The organism is Sulfurimonas sp. HSL3-2 (assembly GCF_039645965.1).
GTDB classification, from domain to species: domain Bacteria; phylum Campylobacterota; class Campylobacteria; order Campylobacterales; family Sulfurimonadaceae; genus Hydrocurvibacter; species Hydrocurvibacter mobilis.
In genome coordinates this window covers 2004255-2023195 of the sequence record NZ_CP147917.1, presented here as the reverse complement: position 1 = coordinate 2023195, position 18941 = coordinate 2004255, and the positions used below count along the sequence as shown (strand labels likewise).

Sequence of the window (18941 nt, the reverse complement as noted above, 5' to 3'; positions counted from 1 at the left end):
TAGATAAAATTCCTTCTTTAAAAACAGGAGAGACAATGGGTTTTGACACTGATGGGCACAAGATGGTTCAAAGCGAGGACGGCTCGTTTACTGCTTATTCTAAAGAGTTTGACGAGCATTACCATTCCACAAAAGACGGTGCCTTGCAGGAGTCTTTACAAAAGCATGTCATCCCGGCATTTGAACTCTCAAAAGAGAAAGATGAACTTACCATCCTGGATATCTGTTTTGGTCTGGGGTTCAATACACTGGCTACGCTTTACTACATGAAGCGCGAGGGGATTCAAAAAAAACTTTCTATCTTCTCTCCTGAGTTTGACAAAGAGCTTATAAGCTCTCTGAAGCACTTTCAATACCCGGGTATCTTCGATGATTTTAAAGAGATCATCATCTCCCTTGCAACGACGGGAGAGTACAAAGACGACGACTTACATGTAAGCCTTTATCTTGGCGATGCGAGAGAGTATCTGCTTACATGTAAGGAGAAGTTTGACATCGTGTATCAGGATGCATTCTCTCCTGCGTCAAATCCTATTCTTTGGACAAAAGAGTATTTTCAAGATGTGAGAAGATTGATGAAAGAGGACGGAGTGCTGACGACATACTCCATCTCTCTGCAGACAAGACTCGCACTCTATGAGAACGGGTTTCATATCTACCTTGCGACACCGGAGGGGTGCAGAAGTTCTACTATCGCTTCGCCTTCAAAGATCGAGGGATATGAGGAGATCGATATGCCTCACAAAATATCCTGCAATCCCGACGTAAAAGCTTTAAGCGACGTCGATATATAGTTTTCTTAACACCGTGATGATGCTTTGTACCGCTTTATCCGATGTCGTTTCATTGACGGTATGGTAACCGATGGTCGGTATCTGAAGGGTCGTTCCTTGTATGCCGCCTTTGGTCGCGTGTATCAACCTTCCAAGTTCGGTCACGCCGATCGAGCCTTTTGTACCGTTTTGAGCCATCTTGTTTTTAAGATAGGTGTCTTTGAACTGGTAGCGTATCTTCTCTTTTGTAGCGATCTTCTTGATCTTCTCTTTGAGCGGTGATCTGAAGACGGCATTTGCATCTCTGTGTCTTAGCACGATGTCTATACTTTTTAATTCCTCAAGTGTCTTGTAGGGGCTGGTATCTAATACAAGCAGTTCATCGGTCGAGATATCAAATCTTCTAAACCATTCAAGCAGAAACCTCCAGCTTTTCCCCGCTTCTTCAGAGGAGGTGAAAAATGCCGTTCCCTGATAGCCTATCTGATACATGTAGATGATGATGGCAACGGAGAGGACATTATCGAGCTGTGCGCTGATAAGGTCGTCTTTGATATCAAGTCTGTCCATAAAAGCGATGGGAGTACCGGGAAAAAGATAATCAAACCCCTCGACTTTGAAGATAATGTTGTTTCGTCTTGTACAAAGGAAAGCTTCTTTGATGACGCCAAGACCGAGGTAGCTTCCAGACCATGGCTGATAAGCTTGGACCTTCTCATCCACAAAACGGCTTGTAAAGTTGTTTAGCATCTGTTCAGAGTTCGAGTTTCCTGTCAGATCGGCTCTGTTCTTTGCAATGAAAGCCGCATACTGAAACTCGTTGTGTCCGGTACAGATAAGGCCGTTTCTGTCAGAGTGGGCAGAGAGGTATCCGCTTGTCGGATCATCTCCTTTTGCGACTAAGACACCGTCGTAGTATTCGACCGTGACCCCCATCTCTTCAAGCTCGCGCTTTACAAACATAAAGAACGGATGTTCTGCCCCTACGACGCTTGGTATACGTATCAGCTGTTTTAAAATATCGTAAAACTGTTCCATGGCTACTCTATTGTATCCTCTTCATTTAATTCTATAAACTCACTCAGTTCTTGTACCTCTTCATTGAAATACTCTATCTTATCCTCGGCTGCTTCAAGGTTTCTGAACTTCGCGATGTGAAAGACGGCATCTCCCTCTTGGACTAAAGGTATCTCGGATTTTCCTATGATGACACCGTCAAAGACAGCTTTGATCTCAAAGCTCTCATCATCCAACGGATTGTTGATATATGCGATGGTCTCATCTTTTTTTACCGTGTCTCCAAGTGCTTTTATCGTTCTTAGTATCCCGCTTTCACTTGAGCGTACCCATTGGCTGGTCTTGCTGATGATGGGGATCTTCATACTTTTTTTCATCCCTTTTTTCGGCAGCATCCCGTTTTCTCTCAGGACATTGACAAGTCCTTTTACACCGATGCGGATGCTTGTCTCATCAAATCTGAGTGCTTCTCCCGCCTCATAGAGAAGTATCGGCACACCGTTTTCCTGAGCGACTGCTCTGAGTGAGCCGTCTCTGAGTTCTGAGTGCAGGATCACCGGTGCCTGAAACGCCTTCGCCAGTTTAAAGGTATACTCGTTTTCTATATTTGTCCTGACTTGAGGAAGGTTCGATTTATGGATGGAAGCCGTATGCAGGTCTATGCCTAGATCGCATTTTTTGACTATCTCATCAAAAAATATTTTCGCGACTCTGCTTGTGAGCGAGCCTTTTGTACTTCCCGGAAAACTTCTGTTAAGATCACGTCTATCTGGAAGATATCTTGAAAGTGTCATGATCCCGTAAACGTTTACGATCGGTACCAAGATCACGGTGCCTTTGAGCTTCTGTAAGATATCGAGCTTTTTAAACCTTCTTATGATCTCTATGCCGTTTAGTTCATCACCGTGAATAGCGGCACTGATAAAGACAACAGGGCCGTTTCTTTTACCGCGTATGACTCTTATAGGGAGCTCTGTCGGTGTATTGTAAAGTTTTGGCAGGTCGATGTTAATAACGATATTGGAGCCTCTTGGTATCTCTTGACCGCCTACAATAAATTTCTCATTCGGCATTTAGGCTCCTATGCTGTCCTTTTTCAATTTTTTCTTCTTCGATGTAGTATCGCTTTTAGGAGTCACATTTTTTTCTATGTAATCCATTATCTTGCCTGCAATATCGATATTTGTCGATTTTTCGATCCCCTCTAAGCCCGGAGAAGAGTTTACCTCCATAACAAGCGGACCGCGTGATGAAGGTATCATATCCACTCCGCACACGCCAAGACCCATCGATTTTGCAGCTGCCAGTGCGACAGCTTTCTCTTTTCTTGAAAGTTTATGTGCAGTCGCACTTCCACCTTGGTGAAGATTTGATCTAAAGTCACCTTCGGCACCCTGTCTTTTCATAGCACCTACTACTTCACCGCCGACGATAAACGCACGAATGTCCGCTCCTCCGGCTTCTTCTATGTACTCTTGGACAAGAAGGTTGACATCCATGCCGTAAAACGCGTCAAGGACCGATTTCGCCGCTTTTTCGCTGTCGACTAGGACGACACCCACACCTTGCGTGCCTTCAAGGATCTTAAGAACTAAAGGTGCCCCTCCGCTGAGTGCTATCACGTCTTTTGCACTTGATTTATTTGATGCAAAGACTGTACGGGGCATATCTACACCGTTTTTAGAAAGTATCTGAAGGCTTCTTAGTTTGTCTCGGCTTCTTTTGATGGCAAGGCTTCCCGTGACGCTAAAACAGTCCATCATCTCAAAGTGACGTACCATCGCCGTACCGTAAAATGTTCTGCTCGCACCTATTCTGGGGATGATGGCATCAGGAACAGGAAGCTCCTCGCCCAGATAGTTGATACGCAGGTGCCCTTTCATGATCTCAATACTGCATTTTAAATAATCGATGACTCTTACTTCCCATCCTCTTTGCTGCGCTGCTTCGACCATTCTTTTTGTCGAATAAAGTTTTTTGTTTCTTGATAATATATAGACTCTCATATTGCTTCCTTATTATGATTGCTTTGTAAGATACTCTTGTGAGACATCGACTAAAAATTTGTTTGCCAGAAACTTTCTGCCTATAAGCATCGGGTATTTCATATCTGCTCTGTTTGTCAGCGAGATCACTGTTTTATATTTTTTTCCAAAAAAATCTACCGTGACTTTTATGGATGCTCTTTCCTGTACTACTCCGTTTGAACTTTTGACCTTTTTTATCTTATAGATGGGCATCTTCATCTTTTTACCGTGATAGGAGGGATGGACTTCATCCAAAAGGGTGAAGTGTACAAAGTTGTCTTTGTCTATAGATATATCATCACAGTGCAGAGCATTGGAGTCTGCACCCGTATCGACCTTTGCATCTAAATCGTATAGTTCTAAATCGATAATCGAGATGATCTCTTTTCTTCCAACTATCTTTTTATTGATCATAATGGCGCCTAGTGTTTAGATTCGTTCTTCATAAGCCAGATAAAGACATCTGCAACAGCCTGATATAACTGAGAGGGGATCTCTTTGTCTAGATCAAGGTCTATCAGGGATGATGCAAGTTCCGGATTTGAAAATATAGGAACATTATACTCTTTTGCTTTTTGGATTATTCTTTGTGCGAGTTCACCTTTTCCCGAGGCGACAACTTTTGGGGCCGTATTTTTTTCTTGGTCATATTTTAACGCTACGGCTTTATCGTTGTGCATCTTAGTATAATGAACTTATCTTGTCTACGTCATCCCAAGAAGGCGATGATTTTTGATGTTGTAGTATATGTGCGACATAGCGTGCGAACATATCAGTCTCTATGTTTACATGTGAACCGGTCTTGTATGTAGAAAACAGTGTCTCTTTCATAGTGTGGGGGATGATGGTAAGTCTAAACGAGTCTTTAAACACTTCGTTTACCGTAAGACTCACACCGTCGATGGTGATAGAACCTTTAGGCACGATATAGGGGATAAACTTCTCTTTGACCTCAATAAAGACATCATAGCTGTTGCCGTTGTTTTTGATGGACTTTACCGTTCCGATGGTGTCGACATGACCCTGGACTATGTGTCCTTCGAACTTGTCGCCCATGCTCATGGCAGGTTCTATATGGACTTTGTTCTTGTAGTTTTCCATCGCCAGTATCTTTTGACTTTCTGGGGAAAGCTCCACGCTAAAGCCGTCACTGTTCACTTTTGTGACCGTCAGGCAGGCACCGTTGATGGCAATGGAATCACCTATGCCTGCTTTATATTTTGCACGAAGTGTAAGAGTGTTGTTTGACAAGCTTTTGACCTCTGCCATCTCGCGTATAAGTCCAGTAAACAAGTGCTTCCTTTAATTTGATTGTGTTTTAGAAAACTATCTTTCCGTCTTCTTGAAGAGATTTGATGATCTCTTTTGCTTTTAAGTGCCCTTTATATGCCGCTTTTCTACATAGATCAAGTGCTTTGTCGTGATCCTCTTCGCATCCGATCCCCTGATCGTAAAGAAGTCCAAGGTTGTAAAGACCCTCTTTTAAGTCTCCCTCAGCCGCACGTGAAAAACAGATAAAAGCGCGTTTATCGTCCTGAATGACTCCGTGACCGTCTTTGTAGAGAACGCCAAGGTTGTTAAATGCCTCAAGATGTCCGCGTTTTGCCGCTTCCTCATACCAAAATGCCGCTTCACTGAAGTTACCTTCGCAGCCTAGCCCTTTTTCAAACATCACACCCACCTCATACATCGCAGGCGGAACTTCTCTAACGGCAGCTTCTAAAAAAAGCTGGTGCGCTTTGTACTGGTCAAAAGGCACGCCGTTTAGTCCGTTTGCATAAAAAAGTGCAAGGTTGTACATCGCGTAGGGCTGTTTTTTCTCTGCAGCAACCATGTAAAGTTCTACCGCTTTTTGCAGGTCTTGCTCGCATCCTTGCCCGTTTTGGTACATGAAAGCCAGAGAAGTCTCGGCTTCTGCGTTACCCTCATTACTTAGTTTTGTGTATATATCAAGTGCAGTTTTGAAATCTTGTTTATTGTAAGCCTCATGTGCTTGTTTTAGCATAGTCTGTCTTTATTAGTGAAATTTACGTAATCCAGCTGTCTATAGAAATTTGAGAATTTAGCAGACAGCTTGCGCGACTTATCGCGTTTATCTAAAATTAGTAGGGAATTATATTCTCTATATTGTTAGCTTAGGGTAAATGAAAAAAGCTAAGTCTAATCATAAAGTTAACGTCTGAGTTTGTTGATACGGCGCTTGTTCTTCATCTTCATGATGCTCTCAGCAAGCTCCTCTTTTTTAGCCAAAAGCTCATCACGGACAAGATGTTCTCCGCCGCCGTCAATCTCTTCGTCATACTCAACTACTTCCGGAACCCAATCTTTAAACGGATCTTCTTTTTTTTCTTCTTTTTTCTTACACATAAGATGTATTTTATACAGAGTATCATAAAAACTTAATAAATTCGACTAATTAGATTAGGCAGAGGTGATATTATTATTGCTGTCTTATAATCTTGCAATATTACTTTTAAAGGATGTAGTGTGAAAAAATATATCTGTACGGCATGTGATTATATTTATGATCCTGATATCGGTGATGAGGATGGAGGTATCGCTCCGGGAACCGCTTTTGAAGATATTCCGGATGATTGGGTATGCCCGGACTGCGGGATGTCAAAAGATGCTTTTGAACCTTTAGAGGAGTAGTCTCCTCTAAAAGATTATTTTATGTATGAACAGCAGTAGTCTGTTACAGTCTTGACTTTGATATCAAATGAAGTGTTTGCTCCTACTTCAAATACACAAGGTGCTTTCATATCTACGAACTCTTCGCTGTCAGGAAGTTTGACAGAGAACTCTCCTGCATACATATCCATGATCTCTGCATCGCCTGTCCCGAAAGTGTACTCGCCCGGCTGCATAATCCCTAAAGTTTTTCTCTCTCCGTTTGGAAACTCTACTGTACGGCTTGTGACTTTTCCGTCAAAATAGATATTTGCTTTTTTTACGATATCGACATTTGTAAACTTTGACATTTCTAACCTTTTTTTTTCGAAATTATATCTAATTATGAAACTAATTAGAAAAGGGTATAATTTCAAAAATTATTCTACATTTTGGAAAATATTATGAAATATGATGTAATAGTTGTCGGCGGCGGGCATGCAGGTGTCGAAGCGTCGTTAGCAGCAGCAAGAATGGGTCATAAAACACTTTTGATCTCTATGCTTGCAGAGCAGGTCGGTGCGACAAGCTGTAACCCTGCCGTGGGCGGACTTGCAAAAGGGCATCTTGTACGCGAGCTCGACGCTCTTGGCGGAGAGATGGGTCTGATCACCGATGAAGCCGGGATACAGTTCCGTATACTCAACCAGACAAAGGGTCCTGCCGTTCGCGGGACTCGTGCTCAGATAGATATGGACAAATACCGTGTCATCGCAAGAAACAAGATCCTTACAACACCCAACCTTGAACTAAAACAGGAGACCGTAGAAGCGCTGATATTTGACGGCGACATGGTCGTGGGTGTAAAGACCGAGCTTATGCATGAGTATATGGCTTCACGCGTCATCCTGACAACGGGAACATTCCTAAAAGGCGTCATCCACATCGGTGAGTACCAAAAGCGTGCGGGACGTTTCGGCGAGTTCAGTGCAGAGAACCTTTCAGAGTCTCTCATCAGCCGCGGTCTTAGAGTCGGACGTTTAAAGACAGGGACATGTGCACGTATCGACACGTCAAGCATCGACCTGAGCGTGATGGAGATCCAAGAGGGTGACGCAAAACCGACGCCGTTTAGTTTTAGAACAGACCGTGAAGAGTTTGCACGTACAAAAGAGCAGCTTCCGTGTTACATCGCATACACGAACCCTGAGACTCACTCGATCATCGAGGGCAACTTTCACAGAGCACCTCTTTTTACGGGTCAGATAGAGGGTGTGGGGCCTCGTTACTGTCCGAGTATCGAAGACAAGATAAACCGTTTCCGTGATAAAGAGCAGCATCATCTTTTTATCGAGCCTCAGACTTTTGAGAACACTGAGTGTTATATCAACGGTATGAGTACTTCACTCCCCGTCGATGTCCAAGAAGCGATGATCCACTCTGTAAAAGGGATGGAAAATGCGCGTATCGTACGTTACGGTTATGCCATAGAGTATGATTATGTAGACCCGACAGAGCTTAAACATTCACTTGAGACAAAAAAGGTCAAAAACCTTTACTTAGCTGGTCAGATAAACGGTACGACAGGGTATGAAGAAGCAGCGGCGCAAGGTCTGATGGCTGGTATCAACGCTTCGCTTTCACTAGAGGGAAAAGAGCCGCTTGTACTTCGCCGTGATGAAGCATACATCGGCGTTTTGATAGACGACCTTGTGACAAAAGGGACAAAAGAGCCGTACAGAATGTTTACTTCACGTGCCGAGTACCGTCTTCTTCTTCGTGAAGAGTCAGCGGACGTTCGTCTAAGCGGATACGGATACGAACTTGGACTTCTTCCTGTGGATGCGTACCAAAAGATGCTTGTCAAAAAAGAGCAGATCCAAGAGGGTGTAGAACTTCTGAAAAACACGAAGTTCACTCCCAACAAAGAGTTCATCGCACTTCTTGAAAGTATCGACGAAGAGAAGATAACAGATACGATCTTTGCTGAACAGCTTGTGGCAAGAAAAAGTTTTACTATAGAGAAGATGGTAGCCATCGTGCCTGAACTTGCAAAGTATGACGACTATATCAAAGAGGAGATCTTGGTAGAAGCGAAATACTCAAGATATGTGGACAAACAAAGTCAAGAGATTGAGAAGATGAAAAAATATCTCACCATCGAGATCCCTGAAGGATTTGACTTCAGAAAAGTAAGCGGTCTTTCAAAAGAGATAGTCGAAAAACTAGAGAAGTTCAATCCGCCTACTCTTCAAGCAGCACTGCAGATAAGCGGTATGACCCCAGCAGCTTTAGAGATACTTCATATCTATATAAAGATATCTGCAAAAACTAAAAAAGCGTAATAAAAAAGGAGTGTCATTCACTGGATTTTGAATGATACCCTTTAATACTTATCAGATCTTCTTAATTGCTACAAAAAGTAATTATATTCATAATTCAATATTTTATTAATATTTTACTATCACATCACAAGTTTTTTTTGTTATATTTAATTCATAATTTTGTTAAAAAAACGACAAAAAATAACATTTTATATAATCGTTATTCGCAAGTTTTCAGACAATGTAAAAGGTAAAGTAACAAAGTAGTGTGTGATGAGTTATGACCTTTTACATGTAACACTATTCATAAAGGTGACATGATGGAAGAAAATGAGTTAAACAATTCACAGTGCGATTTTTCATTGCAAACTTCTACTTTGGTATGCATACCAGACAAAGACTTCATTCATATACAACTTCAAACCATAAATACCGCAGACTCAAAAAACAATGTCTCAAAAAGTGCAAATAATTCTTTACATGCGCTCCAAAGAAAGTGCCCTTGGGGTATAAGACAAAGAAATCCAAAAGAAGAGGTGGCGTGATGAAAAAGTTATTATTATCTATTTTATTTTTTGGTGTGTTGTTTGCACAAGAGGCAAGTTATACAATTATTGGAGAGAAAGATCCTCGTCTTGATGCACGTTATATGATGACATATGTGAGCCAAAATCTTGAAAGTGATGCTTGTTCCCATTATGTAAGACTTACAGGTTTTAGAAGACCCAAGATAGCGGGAAAGAATATTTCGGTTCCTGATGGTAATTACACTATAAAAATTCCAATAATTATGAAAAATGATAAAAATGAGTGTAACTACCGCTTTGCGGGATTGCTGCTCATCATGAAACGCAAACACGATAAGGAACTCTCCTCCATACACTATATTCTAAGCGATAAACAAAAAGTCAGTCCAATTTATTATAAGACTAAAGGGGGGGCGATGTCATTAAAAGAGCCTGATGCTCCATCAGCTCTTTCCACAGACAAAAAGTACTTTCGTATCGCTCCAAAGAGTACTTTTTTATGTAAAACATTTTGGTATGAATATAGAAAAGGTAGTAGTTTCCACTGCACGATGCAGATAGACGACGATGTAAATCGTACTAGATATATAGATAAAGAACATTCAGATGGACATCCTGAGTTTGGAGTGGATGAGATCAAAGACACTATGATGAAGATAGATATCTTGGTGGATGAGAAAAATTGTAGGGCGAATCTTGGTAGAGACAACATTAACGCACAGGATCACTTTAGGGAAGTCAAACAGAGCATTTGGCAAAAACTGTTTTAAAAGGAGGCAGAGATGGCAACAAGAATAGGAGTATTTTTCGACGGTACGGGTAATAACAAAAATTCCGGGGACAGGATAGCTAATTAAATAATTCTTACATGTAAAAAGAATAAATCAAACAAGAGAGGTGGTGTGATGAAAAAGTTAGTAATAGTTTTGTCTTTAATCGTAGTGTACTTATATGGAGATGATGTAAGAGTAGTGATTTTACAAGGGAAAGAAAAACAAATTTGTAAAGATTATGCTCACAATATGGATGAACAGTTTGTGGCGCAAGAAGAGAGCCCAGAAGGGATAATGAAGTTTCGAGAATTTAAAGGTCCATATACAAAAAAATTCACTCGCCCACAATGGGAACCTCTAAGTATTTCAAATGGAAATTTAACTTTACTGAAAAGAATTGCTGCATATGAAAATATGATTGATAGGAAGGATAAAAAGTTTGATCAATACAATCAAAAATTTTATATTGATCAATCACTTGAGTACAGATGGTTTTATATTACTGATTATCGTAATGATTTTCTTGGTAAAGATCAAAGGTTTATGCGCATCTTTAAAGATGGAACCAAACCAAATGAAGCTGGATATTCCAAAATTTTTATAGTATTTATGGTCGTTATCAATACAAGAGATCAATCGATAGATATTGAAAAAACGAAACTTTTAAGACAGGCATTTGTAAACTCAAACTTTGCAAATGTCAAAATGGATTTGGAAACCGATACAAATCTATTTTTTTATAATAAAAAAATGTATATGGATAGTTTTTACAGGGGAGCACTATATGGCGCTGGACGTTTTAAGCCTAAAATTAAGATAGTAGAGATAGATAAAAATGAACAAAAAAATGTATGTTCATTTGAAGTAATTGATAGTATAAGGAACTAAGATGCTAAGTAATATACATACAAGTACAAGAAGCGCGTTAATTGACCTCATTAAAGGTAGAGAACAATTTTCATCTGAACCATATTGGGATGAAGAGCATATATCCATAAAATTCCGGAGACAGGATACCTAATTAAAAGTTTATCTTTTTTTATCACAAACACCTCACAAATAGATACTATAATATTCGTATAGAAAAAATAACAGGAGAAGCTCATGTTTGATCATATGATGAGTGGATGGGGGTTTACTATGGGACTTGGCTGGCTTGTATTTTTCCTGCTGATAGTAGGAGCGGTTTATTTTATAAATAACAGTACGAAAAACGATGAACCGACTGCGATGGATATCTTGGATAAGAGATATGCAAGCGGTGAGATAGATGATGAAGAATATGCAAGGAAAAAAGAGAACCTGTCCAAAAGATGAGGTATCTAAAAACAGCAGGTTAGTCTTATATACAATTCCCGATAAAGCTAAGTGTAGTTATAATCCTGGCTATATTTAAAGAGAAAAACGGGAATTATTATGAGAATATTTTATTATGTCGATACGGGTCATAGAGTAGGACTGGACAGATTTAGAAGAGCGGTCGCGATACTAAACGCACTTCAAGACGATGAGATAACACTGCTGTGCTCAGATTTTCGTATCGCTCACGAAGCAAGACATTTCGGCATCAAAAACAGTGTCGGGATCGATCTTGTCAGAAACATCGTAAACATAGCACATCAGGGAGATAAGATCATCTTCGACAGTGCCGAAGCGAACCCTTTGATGCTCGAAGATATGCGCGCATACTTCTCTACATTTATAAGAGTCAGCGACGATATCGATGATAAACGCGAAAAAAATGAGTTTTTGATCTCTCCATATTATGAAGATGAGCTTACATGTAAAGCGGCGATGGTCGATGACAAATATTTCGGCGAGTTTGAGAAAAATATCGAACTCGGATTTTTCTTCGGCGATGACGATTATGAAAAAGATCTGGAGAAACATCTTGATCTTTTAGAGGGACTGGATGTCACATTTTTAACAGGATTTTATTATTTTTTAGATTATGAAGATATGTTAAAGAAAAAGTTCAAAAATTCTTATGAGTTTGAAGAATATGACGAGTTTATAACATCTTCAAAAGTCTTGATCACTTCATCGCCTCAAGCGGTACTCGATAATCTTGCAAGCGGCGGAAAGCCTATCTACCTTCAAAGAGAAGATTATCCAAAATATTTTGTAAGATTATTTGAAGAACTAAATATACCAATAATTAACGATTTTAGTAGAGATGCTCTAAATGCCGTACTGTCACAAATTTTATCACAAAAATATAATAAAATCCAACAAATTAGTAACAATGTTGTAAATTATCTTAAAGAAAAGTTGTATTCATAGTTTTTTAAGAGAAATTGATATAGCATAAAGCCTACGATTCTAAAGTAATGAGGAAAATACGATGAAAAATGGAAGAAGAGGGTTTATGGGTAAAGCTTTCGGTGCCGTTGCCGGTGTCGGAGCTATTGCTTCTCTTTACGCTATGAAAAAGACTTGGGATCCACTTCCAAGTGTGCGTGCAGCAGGTTTTACGACTCTTGATATGTCAGCATATAAAGAGAACGAGCTTGTCACTGAAAAATGGAGAGGGAAACCTATTTTCGTTTTAAAACTGACTAAAGAGATGATATCAAGACAAAACGAAGCGGATGTAGCACGTAATGTCGTAGTTAACGGTGAGCATTTCATGGTGTGTATCGGTCTTTGTACTCACCTTGGATGTATCCCGGGTTACCGTCCTGACAAAGAGGATTTCCTTTGTGCGTGTCACGGTGGTATGTATGACTTTACAGGTATGGTTACAAAAGCTCCACCACCGCGTGGTCTTGATATTCCTCCTTTTAAAATCGATGGCAATAAATTGGTTTTAGGTGAAGAAGGTCCAGAGTATCAAAAAATGAAAGAAACCGGCGTTACGCTTTAAGGAGGAGGATAGATGGCACATTTTACAAAAGCAACTAGTGTTCATGACTGGCTAAATCAACGCCTAGGCATTGATACTGTTCGTCGTGTTATGGCAACTGAGTATTGGATTCCAAAAAATATTAACTTTTTATGGGCTATGGGGATGGTTTTAGCTATCACATTCGCTCTTTTATTAGTATCGGGTATCTTTTTATTGATGTATTATCAACCAAACATTAATACTGCATTTGACAGTGTTAACTACACTATTATGCGTGAAGTCGAGTTTGGATGGTTATGGAGACATATTCACGGGGTAGCGGCATCAGTCGTTTTCTTAGTAATCTATATCCACATGTTCACAGGTATCTACTACGGTTCTTATAAAAAAGGTCGTGAGATGATCTGGATATCAGGTATGTTGTTATTCGTGACTTTCTCTGCTGAGGCGTTTTCTGGTTATATGCTTCCATGGGGACAAATGAGTTACTGGGCAGGTATGGTTATTACTAACATCTTCAGTCTTGGTGGATTACATGCAAATGGTCTAGTCGAATGGATCCGTGGTGACTACGTTCCTGCACAAGCGTTCCTTGACCGTTTCTTCATGTTACACGTACTTCTTCTTCCTTTAGCGATTATCGGAGTTATCGGTTTACACTTCGGTGCACTTCGTATTCCTCACGTTAACAACCAAGACGGTGAAGAGATCGATTTTGAAGCGGAAGCTAAAAAATATAAAAGCGGAGACAAAGCAGGTTCTAAAGTTATTGCATTTGCTAACGACTTTATGAGTAAAGATATGTTCGTCGTATCTATCTACCTGATCTTCTTCTTTTACTTAGTGTTCTATCACTATGATTTTGCGATGGATCCGGTTAACTTTGACCCTGCAGACGGCCTGAAAACTCCGACTCACATCTATCCTGAGTGGTATTTCCTATGGTCTTATGAGATCTTACGTCCGTTTTCTACAAATGTCGGTCTACTAGCATTCGGTTTTGCACAGGTTATCTATATGTTGCTACCGTTCTTAGACAGAAGTCCAAACACTGTTCCTGCTAACCGTCGTGGATTGTTTGCTATCTGGTTCTGGGCATTGCTCATTGATATGATCATACTTACTGCAATGGGTAAAGTACCACCGATCGAGCCGTACGGAACTGTAGGTTTCTATGCAGCGTTAGTGTTTATAGGACTATGGATTGTTCTTCCTATCATCACTAAATTTGAGAAAAAAGCGTAAGGGGAGAAGAGAATGAAAGAATTATTTATATTAGCGGTTGTTACTGCTTTTACGCTTGTCACATATTACCTTGTAGAGCCTTTCGCACATTCAAAGATGCATAAGCACATTGAAAGTGAAAAGTTTGTTTATGCAGATCTTCCTGCACTTACAAAAACAGGTGATGCTACTCGCGGTAAAGACTTAGTCATGGGTGCCGGTGCTTGTACTGGTTGTCACTCGATCAAAGTCGCAAGTATTCCTGCTCCTATGGACCCTGTTACTACTGCACAAAGCTATGGAGTAAACACTCCGGATCTTAGTAATGTAGGTGCGATCTATGAACCGAAGTTCTTAGCGGCACTTATTAAAAATCCTACTCATGCACTGATTTTAGAGCATAAGTTCAATGACAACAGTGGAAAAACATTCCCGATGTCACAGTTTTACGGTGCAGGCGGAGATATAGACCAAGAAGTGGCTGATATGGTCGCTTACCTTCAGTCTATTGCCGTGAAAAAAGAGGAGCTTACTCCTAAAATGGCATTTGAGACTGCTTGTGGCCGTTGTCATGCTATGAGATATGAGAACTGGACACAGATCGGTGAAAAACCTGCGTTCAAATACAAAAAAGATGAGTTAGCGTTTGATATTCAAGTTATCGATTATCAAGATGCATTGACAAAATATATGGGTAAACTTCCTCCGGATCTATCTATGTATATCCGTTCTCGCGGTGAGCACTACCTAAGTACGTTTATTGAGGATCCTCAAAATGCACTTCCAGGTACTGCTATGCCACGTGTCGGTGTTACTGCAGAAGCAGCTGAAAAAGTTATCGAACACTTAGCTGACAGCGGTGATACTAAACGTGTCGAGCGTGAAGAAGTAGGTAAAAACGTAATGTTCTTCATGATAGTGTTTGCAATTTTTGCTTACCTTTGGAAACGTTCAGTGTGGAGAGACTTACACTAACAAAACACGATTTAGAGCAGAAGCCCTAAATCGCGGCAGGGACAGATATGTTCCTACAACCCCCAAAACAAGGCTACCGCTCGCGTAGCGATGTTTCCTGTTAAAGCTACTTGCATCGTCCTGATGCAAGAGAGTTATTGTGCTCATATATCTTCAAAAATCTATTTCATTTATATACAAATTATTAAAATAATTTTATTTCTTCTTTACATCAACTCTTTACAAACTTCATATTGATATAATCCCTTACTTGTAAAACTAAGGAAAATCTTTGTTAATTGATAGTTATGATAGAGTAGTCGACTATATTCGTGTCTCGGTAACCGAGAGATGTAATTTCAGATGTCAATACTGTATGCCGGAAAAACCTTTTTCATGGGTTCCAAAAGAGAATATTCTTTCCTTTGAAGATCTATTTGAATTTCTAAAGATTGCGATGGACGAGGGTGTCAAAAAGATCCGTATCACGGGTGGAGAACCTCTTCTTCGTGAAGATCTGGATAAGTTCATTAAGATGATATACGACTATAAGAGCGATATCGATCTTGCGATGACCACAAACGGATATCTTCTAAAAGGCGTTGCACAAAAACTAAAAGATGCAGGGCTGAAACGTTTAAATATATCGATCGATTCTCTAAAACCGGAAGTCGCTCAGCAGATAGCAGGCAAGGATGTCCTTGCAAATGTCTTAGAAGGTGTAGAAGAAGCACTGAAAGTAGGGCTTAAAGTAAAGATCAACATGGTTCCTATGAAGGGTGTGAACGCCGATGAGATCGTCGACGTGCTCGAGTTTTGTAAAGAGCGCGGTATGACGATCCGTTTTATCGAGTATATGGAAAACTCTCACGCATCGATAGATATCAAAGGGATGAAAAGTGCAGAGCTGCTTTCTCATTTAAGAGAACATTACAACTTTATAGACGAGGGGTTTGACGGTAACTCTCCTTCACACTACTTTAAGATGGATGACGGGTATGAGTTCGGTCTTATCGAACCGTACGAAGATGATTTTTGTAAAAAGTGTAACCGTATCCGCTTGACTGCTGAGGGTTATCTGATCCCGTGTCTTTATTTTGATGAGGCTATGAGCATAAAAGAGTCTATCCAGCGCGGAGATATTAAAGGTGCGGCGTTAGTCTTAAAAGAGGTCGTACGTACGAAACCTGAAAAGAACCGTTGGAGCGAGGCAAGCGACGAGGTCTCTACCCGTGCATTTTATGAGACTGGTGGCTGATGTTACATTTAGTAGAACATTTTTACTCCATTCAAGGTGAGGGGCGCTATACCGGTGTGCCCTCGCTATTTTTCCGCTTTGGCGGATGTAACATGCGCTGTGAGGGTTTTGGATGTGTCCAGACCTCGCATGAGGGAGTGGATGTACTAGGATGTGACACGGTCTATGCAGTAAATAAAGAGCACTTTTCCTCAAAATGGATACCGATATCTAAAGCTGAGCAGCTCATGCATGTCATGGATCTCTATGAACTTCCCGACAACGTAGACGTAGTCTTAACGGGAGGAGAGCCTCTTTTAAACTATGATGACAAGGTGTTTGTCGAGTTTATTACCTACTTGGTGGAAAACGGCTACCGCGTGACATTTGAGACGAATGCGACGATAAATATCGATTTTCTCAAATATCCGGTTTATAAAGAGTGCGTCTATGCACTCTCGGTCAAGCTTTCTAACTCGGCTGAAAGTTTTTCAAAACGTATAAAACCTGATGTGATATTTTCCTATGCACAAAATGCAAAAGAGGCGTTTTTCAAGTTCTCCATAGATGAAGAGTCGATAGACTTGGGACTTGATGATGAGATAGACGAGATCATCTCTTATGCACCGTTTTTACAGGTGTACTGCATGCCTCTTGGCGGAAGCAAAAGAGAGATAGAGAAAAACTCGGAACCGCTTATAGAGTTTTGTAAGACAAAAGGTTATACTTACTCAGATAGATTGCATATCCGTATCTGGGACCAAAATCATGGAGTGTAATAATGATAATCAGAAAACTTTTTAAATTTGAAAATGCTCATATCGTGCGCGGATGCAGTTCAGTAAAATGCAGAAGTTCACTGCACGGACACTCATATAAAGTCGAGATCCTGTTTGAATCAAATTTTCTGGATAACGGACAGATGGTCTACGACTTTGGACTTATGAAGCAGAACATGAAAGCCCTTGTAGAGAGTTTCGATCATGCCATCACTCTTTGGAGCGGGGATTCTAAAGAGTATATAGAGGATATGAAAAAGCATTCAAGCAGATGGGTAGAACTTCCTGTCTCACCCTCAGCAGAGCAGTTCAGCCGTGTCATCTTTGTGATGATAGACGCACTTTTAGCTCTTACATGTAAGGTGAACGGAGAGAATGAAGTAAAACTTTACAGCGTCATCGTGCATGAGACAGACACAGGGTATGCACAGTGTTTTAGAGATGATGCCTATTCAAAACAGATGGGTTATATAGAGCTGGAAGATATCATCTTCAGTGATGAAGTAAAAGAGGGGTTTGGGGATGCAAACCTTTTTGAAGATATAAAAAACAAAAAGAGTTTTACAAATCCAAAAAGCGTTTAAAAGATTTATTAACGCGTCACAAGGTCTTTCTGCTCTTTACATGTAAAGTCAAATCTTGTAGAGATGAACTTTACGCTTGCACCTGCACTTAGTTCACTTACACTCTCATCTATCATAATAAACCCGTTTGCATGTGCCATCGGCGAGACCATTCCCGGCGCGAACTTCTCATTGGGTGTGAATGATGAACCGTCAAAATATCCCGGGATCAGAGTTCTTTTTCCCGGGCGTAATCTAAGATCATTTTTTATCTTTGTCTCGATGAAGTTGATGTATTTTGCTTCATTTCCGCTCATTGCCAAGATGGCAGCTTTTGCGAAAAGCTCGAAGTTCAGTGTCGCCGCAAGAGGATTACCCGGAAGATTTAAGACGTAACTGCCGTTTATCTTTCCAAAGGTCGTGGGTTTGCCCGGTTTGATCTCCACTTTTTCAAATATAGGCTGAAAGTTAAAAGCTGCAAACGCCTCTTTCGTAAAATCCGCATCGCCTACACTCACTCCGCCTGATGTGATGATAAGGTCATAATCAAGCGCTTTTGTTATCATCGTCTGTATCTCGTCTAAAGAGTCTTTTGCCGTTCCTATGAACTCTACATCACAGCCAAGCTCTTTTGCGCGTGCCGCAAAAGTCGGTGTGTTGGTGTTATAGAGCTGATGCGCATCAAGTTGTTCATAGTGCATCTTCAGCTCGCTTCCAGAAGCAAAAAGAGCGATGCGGGGCTTGTTATAGACACATACATGAGAGATCCCCTGAGATGCAAGAAGTGTGATGTGGTGTGCACAGAGATAGGTGTCTTTATCGATGATAGTGTCTCCTATCTCAATATCCTCTCCAGCTATTCTTATATGTGCACCGTGTTTTATCTCTTTTGTAAATGTGACATTGGCACCGTCTACCTGTACGTCTTCGATAGGGACTATCGCTTCAGATCCTGCTGGGACTTTCGCACCGGTCATTATCTTATATGCCGCACCGTCGTTTAGTAAAAGCTCCTCTTTATCTCCTGCAAGTATTGTATGAAGTACCTCTATCGTCTTGCCTGTTGCATCGCACTTTACTGCGTAGCCGTCCATTGCCGAGTTATCGAACTCGGGAAGATTGTGAGTTGCGATTATGTCATACGCGATAACATGGTTTAAAGCCGATTCTATAGGTAATATCTTCGTAGTTTTTTGCTTGACATTTTCGTAGATAAGTCTCAGTGCTTCTTCAACTGATACAGCCATTTTATAAGTCCTTCATCATATACATCTTAATATTTAAA

At 40.6% G+C, this 18941-nt stretch carries 24 protein-coding genes; 14 read left to right on the top strand and 10 right to left on the bottom strand.

Annotation, left to right across the window (positions count from 1 at the left end):
- The first annotated feature begins 35 nt into the window (after positions 1-35).
- A complete protein-coding gene (locus WCX87_RS10200) occupies positions 36-794 on the top strand; it encodes an MnmC family methyltransferase (protein WP_345979726.1) in 759 nt (252 codons plus the stop codon).
- Here WCX87_RS10200 and WCX87_RS10195 read toward each other — a convergent pair.
- From WCX87_RS10195 to WCX87_RS10160, 8 genes are all read right to left on the bottom strand, one after another.
- On the bottom strand, positions 774-1811 hold the full coding sequence (locus tag WCX87_RS10195; protein WP_345979724.1) for a peptidase M42: 1038 nt from the start codon (positions 1809-1811) through the stop codon (positions 774-776). The genes WCX87_RS10200 and WCX87_RS10195 overlap by 21 nt on opposite strands.
- Before the next feature lie 2 nt (positions 1812-1813).
- Positions 1814-2863, bottom strand: coding sequence for a succinylglutamate desuccinylase/aspartoacylase family protein (locus tag WCX87_RS10190; RefSeq protein WP_345979723.1), 1050 nt, complete (start codon positions 2861-2863; stop codon positions 1814-1816).
- Positions 2864-3796 carry a 30S ribosomal protein S6--L-glutamate ligase gene (rimK, locus tag WCX87_RS10185; protein WP_345979721.1) on the bottom strand — a complete coding sequence of 311 codons (933 nt, stop codon included), beginning with the start codon at positions 3794-3796 and terminating at the stop codon, positions 2864-2866.
- Between the two features lie 12 nt (positions 3797-3808).
- Positions 3809-4231, bottom strand: coding sequence for a RimK/LysX family protein (locus WCX87_RS10180; RefSeq protein ID WP_345979720.1), 423 nt, complete (start codon positions 4229-4231; stop codon positions 3809-3811).
- Positions 4232-4239: 8 nt separating this feature from the next.
- Entirely contained in the window at positions 4240-4497 is a 258-nt protein-coding gene (locus WCX87_RS10175; RefSeq protein ID WP_345979718.1) for an EscU/YscU/HrcU family type III secretion system export apparatus switch protein, read from the bottom strand.
- A gap of 1 nt (position 4498) precedes the next feature.
- Positions 4499-5110 (bottom strand): riboflavin synthase, encoded by a 612-nt coding sequence (gene ribE / locus WCX87_RS10170; RefSeq protein ID WP_345979716.1) that lies wholly within the window; start codon positions 5108-5110, stop codon positions 4499-4501.
- A gap of 25 nt (positions 5111-5135) precedes the next feature.
- Positions 5136-5822, bottom strand: coding sequence for a tetratricopeptide repeat protein (locus tag WCX87_RS10165; RefSeq protein WP_345979715.1), 687 nt, complete (start codon positions 5820-5822; stop codon positions 5136-5138).
- Between the two features lie 167 nt (positions 5823-5989).
- Positions 5990-6184, bottom strand: coding sequence for a hypothetical protein (locus WCX87_RS10160; protein ID WP_345979713.1), 195 nt, complete (start codon positions 6182-6184; stop codon positions 5990-5992).
- Positions 6185-6304: 120 nt separating this feature from the next.
- Here WCX87_RS10160 and rd point away from each other — a divergent pair, with 120 nt between their 5' ends.
- The gene (gene rd / locus WCX87_RS10155) at positions 6305-6469 is read left to right on the top strand and encodes a rubredoxin (protein ID WP_345979711.1); all 165 of its coding nucleotides are present in this window, start codon (positions 6305-6307) and stop codon (positions 6467-6469) included.
- A gap of 14 nt (positions 6470-6483) precedes the next feature.
- Here rd and WCX87_RS10150 read toward each other — a convergent pair whose 3' ends face one another.
- Positions 6484-6798 (bottom strand): pyrimidine/purine nucleoside phosphorylase, encoded by a 315-nt coding sequence (locus WCX87_RS10150; RefSeq protein WP_345979709.1) that lies wholly within the window; start codon positions 6796-6798, stop codon positions 6484-6486.
- Positions 6799-6891: 93 nt separating this feature from the next.
- Between WCX87_RS10150 and mnmG the strand changes: the two genes are divergently transcribed.
- The 12 genes from mnmG (at position 6892) to WCX87_RS10090 (ending at position 17677) form a co-directional block, all read left to right on the top strand.
- Complete coding sequence (gene mnmG, locus WCX87_RS10145; RefSeq protein ID WP_345979707.1) at positions 6892-8772, top strand: tRNA uridine-5-carboxymethylaminomethyl(34) synthesis enzyme MnmG; 1881 nt, start codon at positions 6892-6894, stop codon at positions 8770-8772.
- Between the two features lie 299 nt (positions 8773-9071).
- Entirely contained in the window at positions 9072-9296 is a 225-nt protein-coding gene (locus WCX87_RS10140) for a hypothetical protein (RefSeq protein ID WP_345979705.1), read from the top strand.
- Positions 9296-10048, top strand: a complete 753-nt coding sequence (locus WCX87_RS10135; RefSeq protein WP_345979704.1) for a hypothetical protein — start codon at positions 9296-9298, stop codon at positions 10046-10048. Before WCX87_RS10140 ends, WCX87_RS10135 begins: the two co-directional genes overlap by 1 nt.
- 135 nt (positions 10049-10183) lie before the next feature.
- Positions 10184-10939 carry a hypothetical protein gene (locus tag WCX87_RS10130; protein WP_345979703.1) on the top strand — a complete coding sequence of 252 codons (756 nt, stop codon included), beginning with the start codon at positions 10184-10186 and terminating at the stop codon, positions 10937-10939.
- Between the two features lie 216 nt (positions 10940-11155).
- Positions 11156-11368 carry an SHOCT domain-containing protein gene (locus WCX87_RS10125; RefSeq protein ID WP_345979701.1) on the top strand — a complete coding sequence of 71 codons (213 nt, stop codon included), beginning with the start codon at positions 11156-11158 and terminating at the stop codon, positions 11366-11368.
- Positions 11369-11467: 99 nt separating this feature from the next.
- Positions 11468-12334: a hypothetical protein gene (locus WCX87_RS10120; RefSeq protein WP_345979699.1), complete on the top strand. Its 867-nt coding sequence runs from the start codon at positions 11468-11470 to the stop codon at positions 12332-12334.
- Between the two features lie 61 nt (positions 12335-12395).
- Positions 12396-12917: a ubiquinol-cytochrome c reductase iron-sulfur subunit gene (petA, locus tag WCX87_RS10115; protein WP_345979698.1), complete on the top strand. Its 522-nt coding sequence runs from the start codon at positions 12396-12398 to the stop codon at positions 12915-12917.
- Positions 12918-12929: 12 nt separating this feature from the next.
- Positions 12930-14144, top strand: a complete 1215-nt coding sequence (locus tag WCX87_RS10110; protein WP_345979696.1) for a cytochrome bc complex cytochrome b subunit — start codon at positions 12930-12932, stop codon at positions 14142-14144.
- A 12-nt stretch (positions 14145-14156) separates the two neighbouring features.
- Positions 14157-15098, top strand: coding sequence for a c-type cytochrome (locus WCX87_RS10105; RefSeq protein WP_345979694.1), 942 nt, complete (start codon positions 14157-14159; stop codon positions 15096-15098).
- A 271-nt stretch (positions 15099-15369) separates the two neighbouring features.
- Positions 15370-16335: a GTP 3',8-cyclase MoaA gene (gene moaA / locus WCX87_RS10100; RefSeq protein ID WP_345979692.1), complete on the top strand. Its 966-nt coding sequence runs from the start codon at positions 15370-15372 to the stop codon at positions 16333-16335.
- Positions 16335-17093: a 7-carboxy-7-deazaguanine synthase QueE gene (locus WCX87_RS10095; protein WP_345979690.1), complete on the top strand. Its 759-nt coding sequence runs from the start codon at positions 16335-16337 to the stop codon at positions 17091-17093. The genes moaA and WCX87_RS10095 overlap by 1 nt, the downstream gene beginning before the upstream one ends.
- A 2-nt stretch (positions 17094-17095) precedes the next feature.
- The gene (locus tag WCX87_RS10090) at positions 17096-17677 is read left to right on the top strand and encodes a 6-carboxytetrahydropterin synthase (RefSeq protein WP_345979688.1); all 582 of its coding nucleotides are present in this window, start codon (positions 17096-17098) and stop codon (positions 17675-17677) included.
- Between the two features lie 8 nt (positions 17678-17685).
- On the opposite strand, the gene glp is transcribed toward WCX87_RS10090, so the two are convergent.
- On the bottom strand, positions 17686-18903 hold the full coding sequence (glp, locus tag WCX87_RS10085; RefSeq protein WP_345979686.1) for a gephyrin-like molybdotransferase Glp: 1218 nt from the start codon (positions 18901-18903) through the stop codon (positions 17686-17688).
- Positions 18904-18941 lie beyond the last annotated feature (38 nt).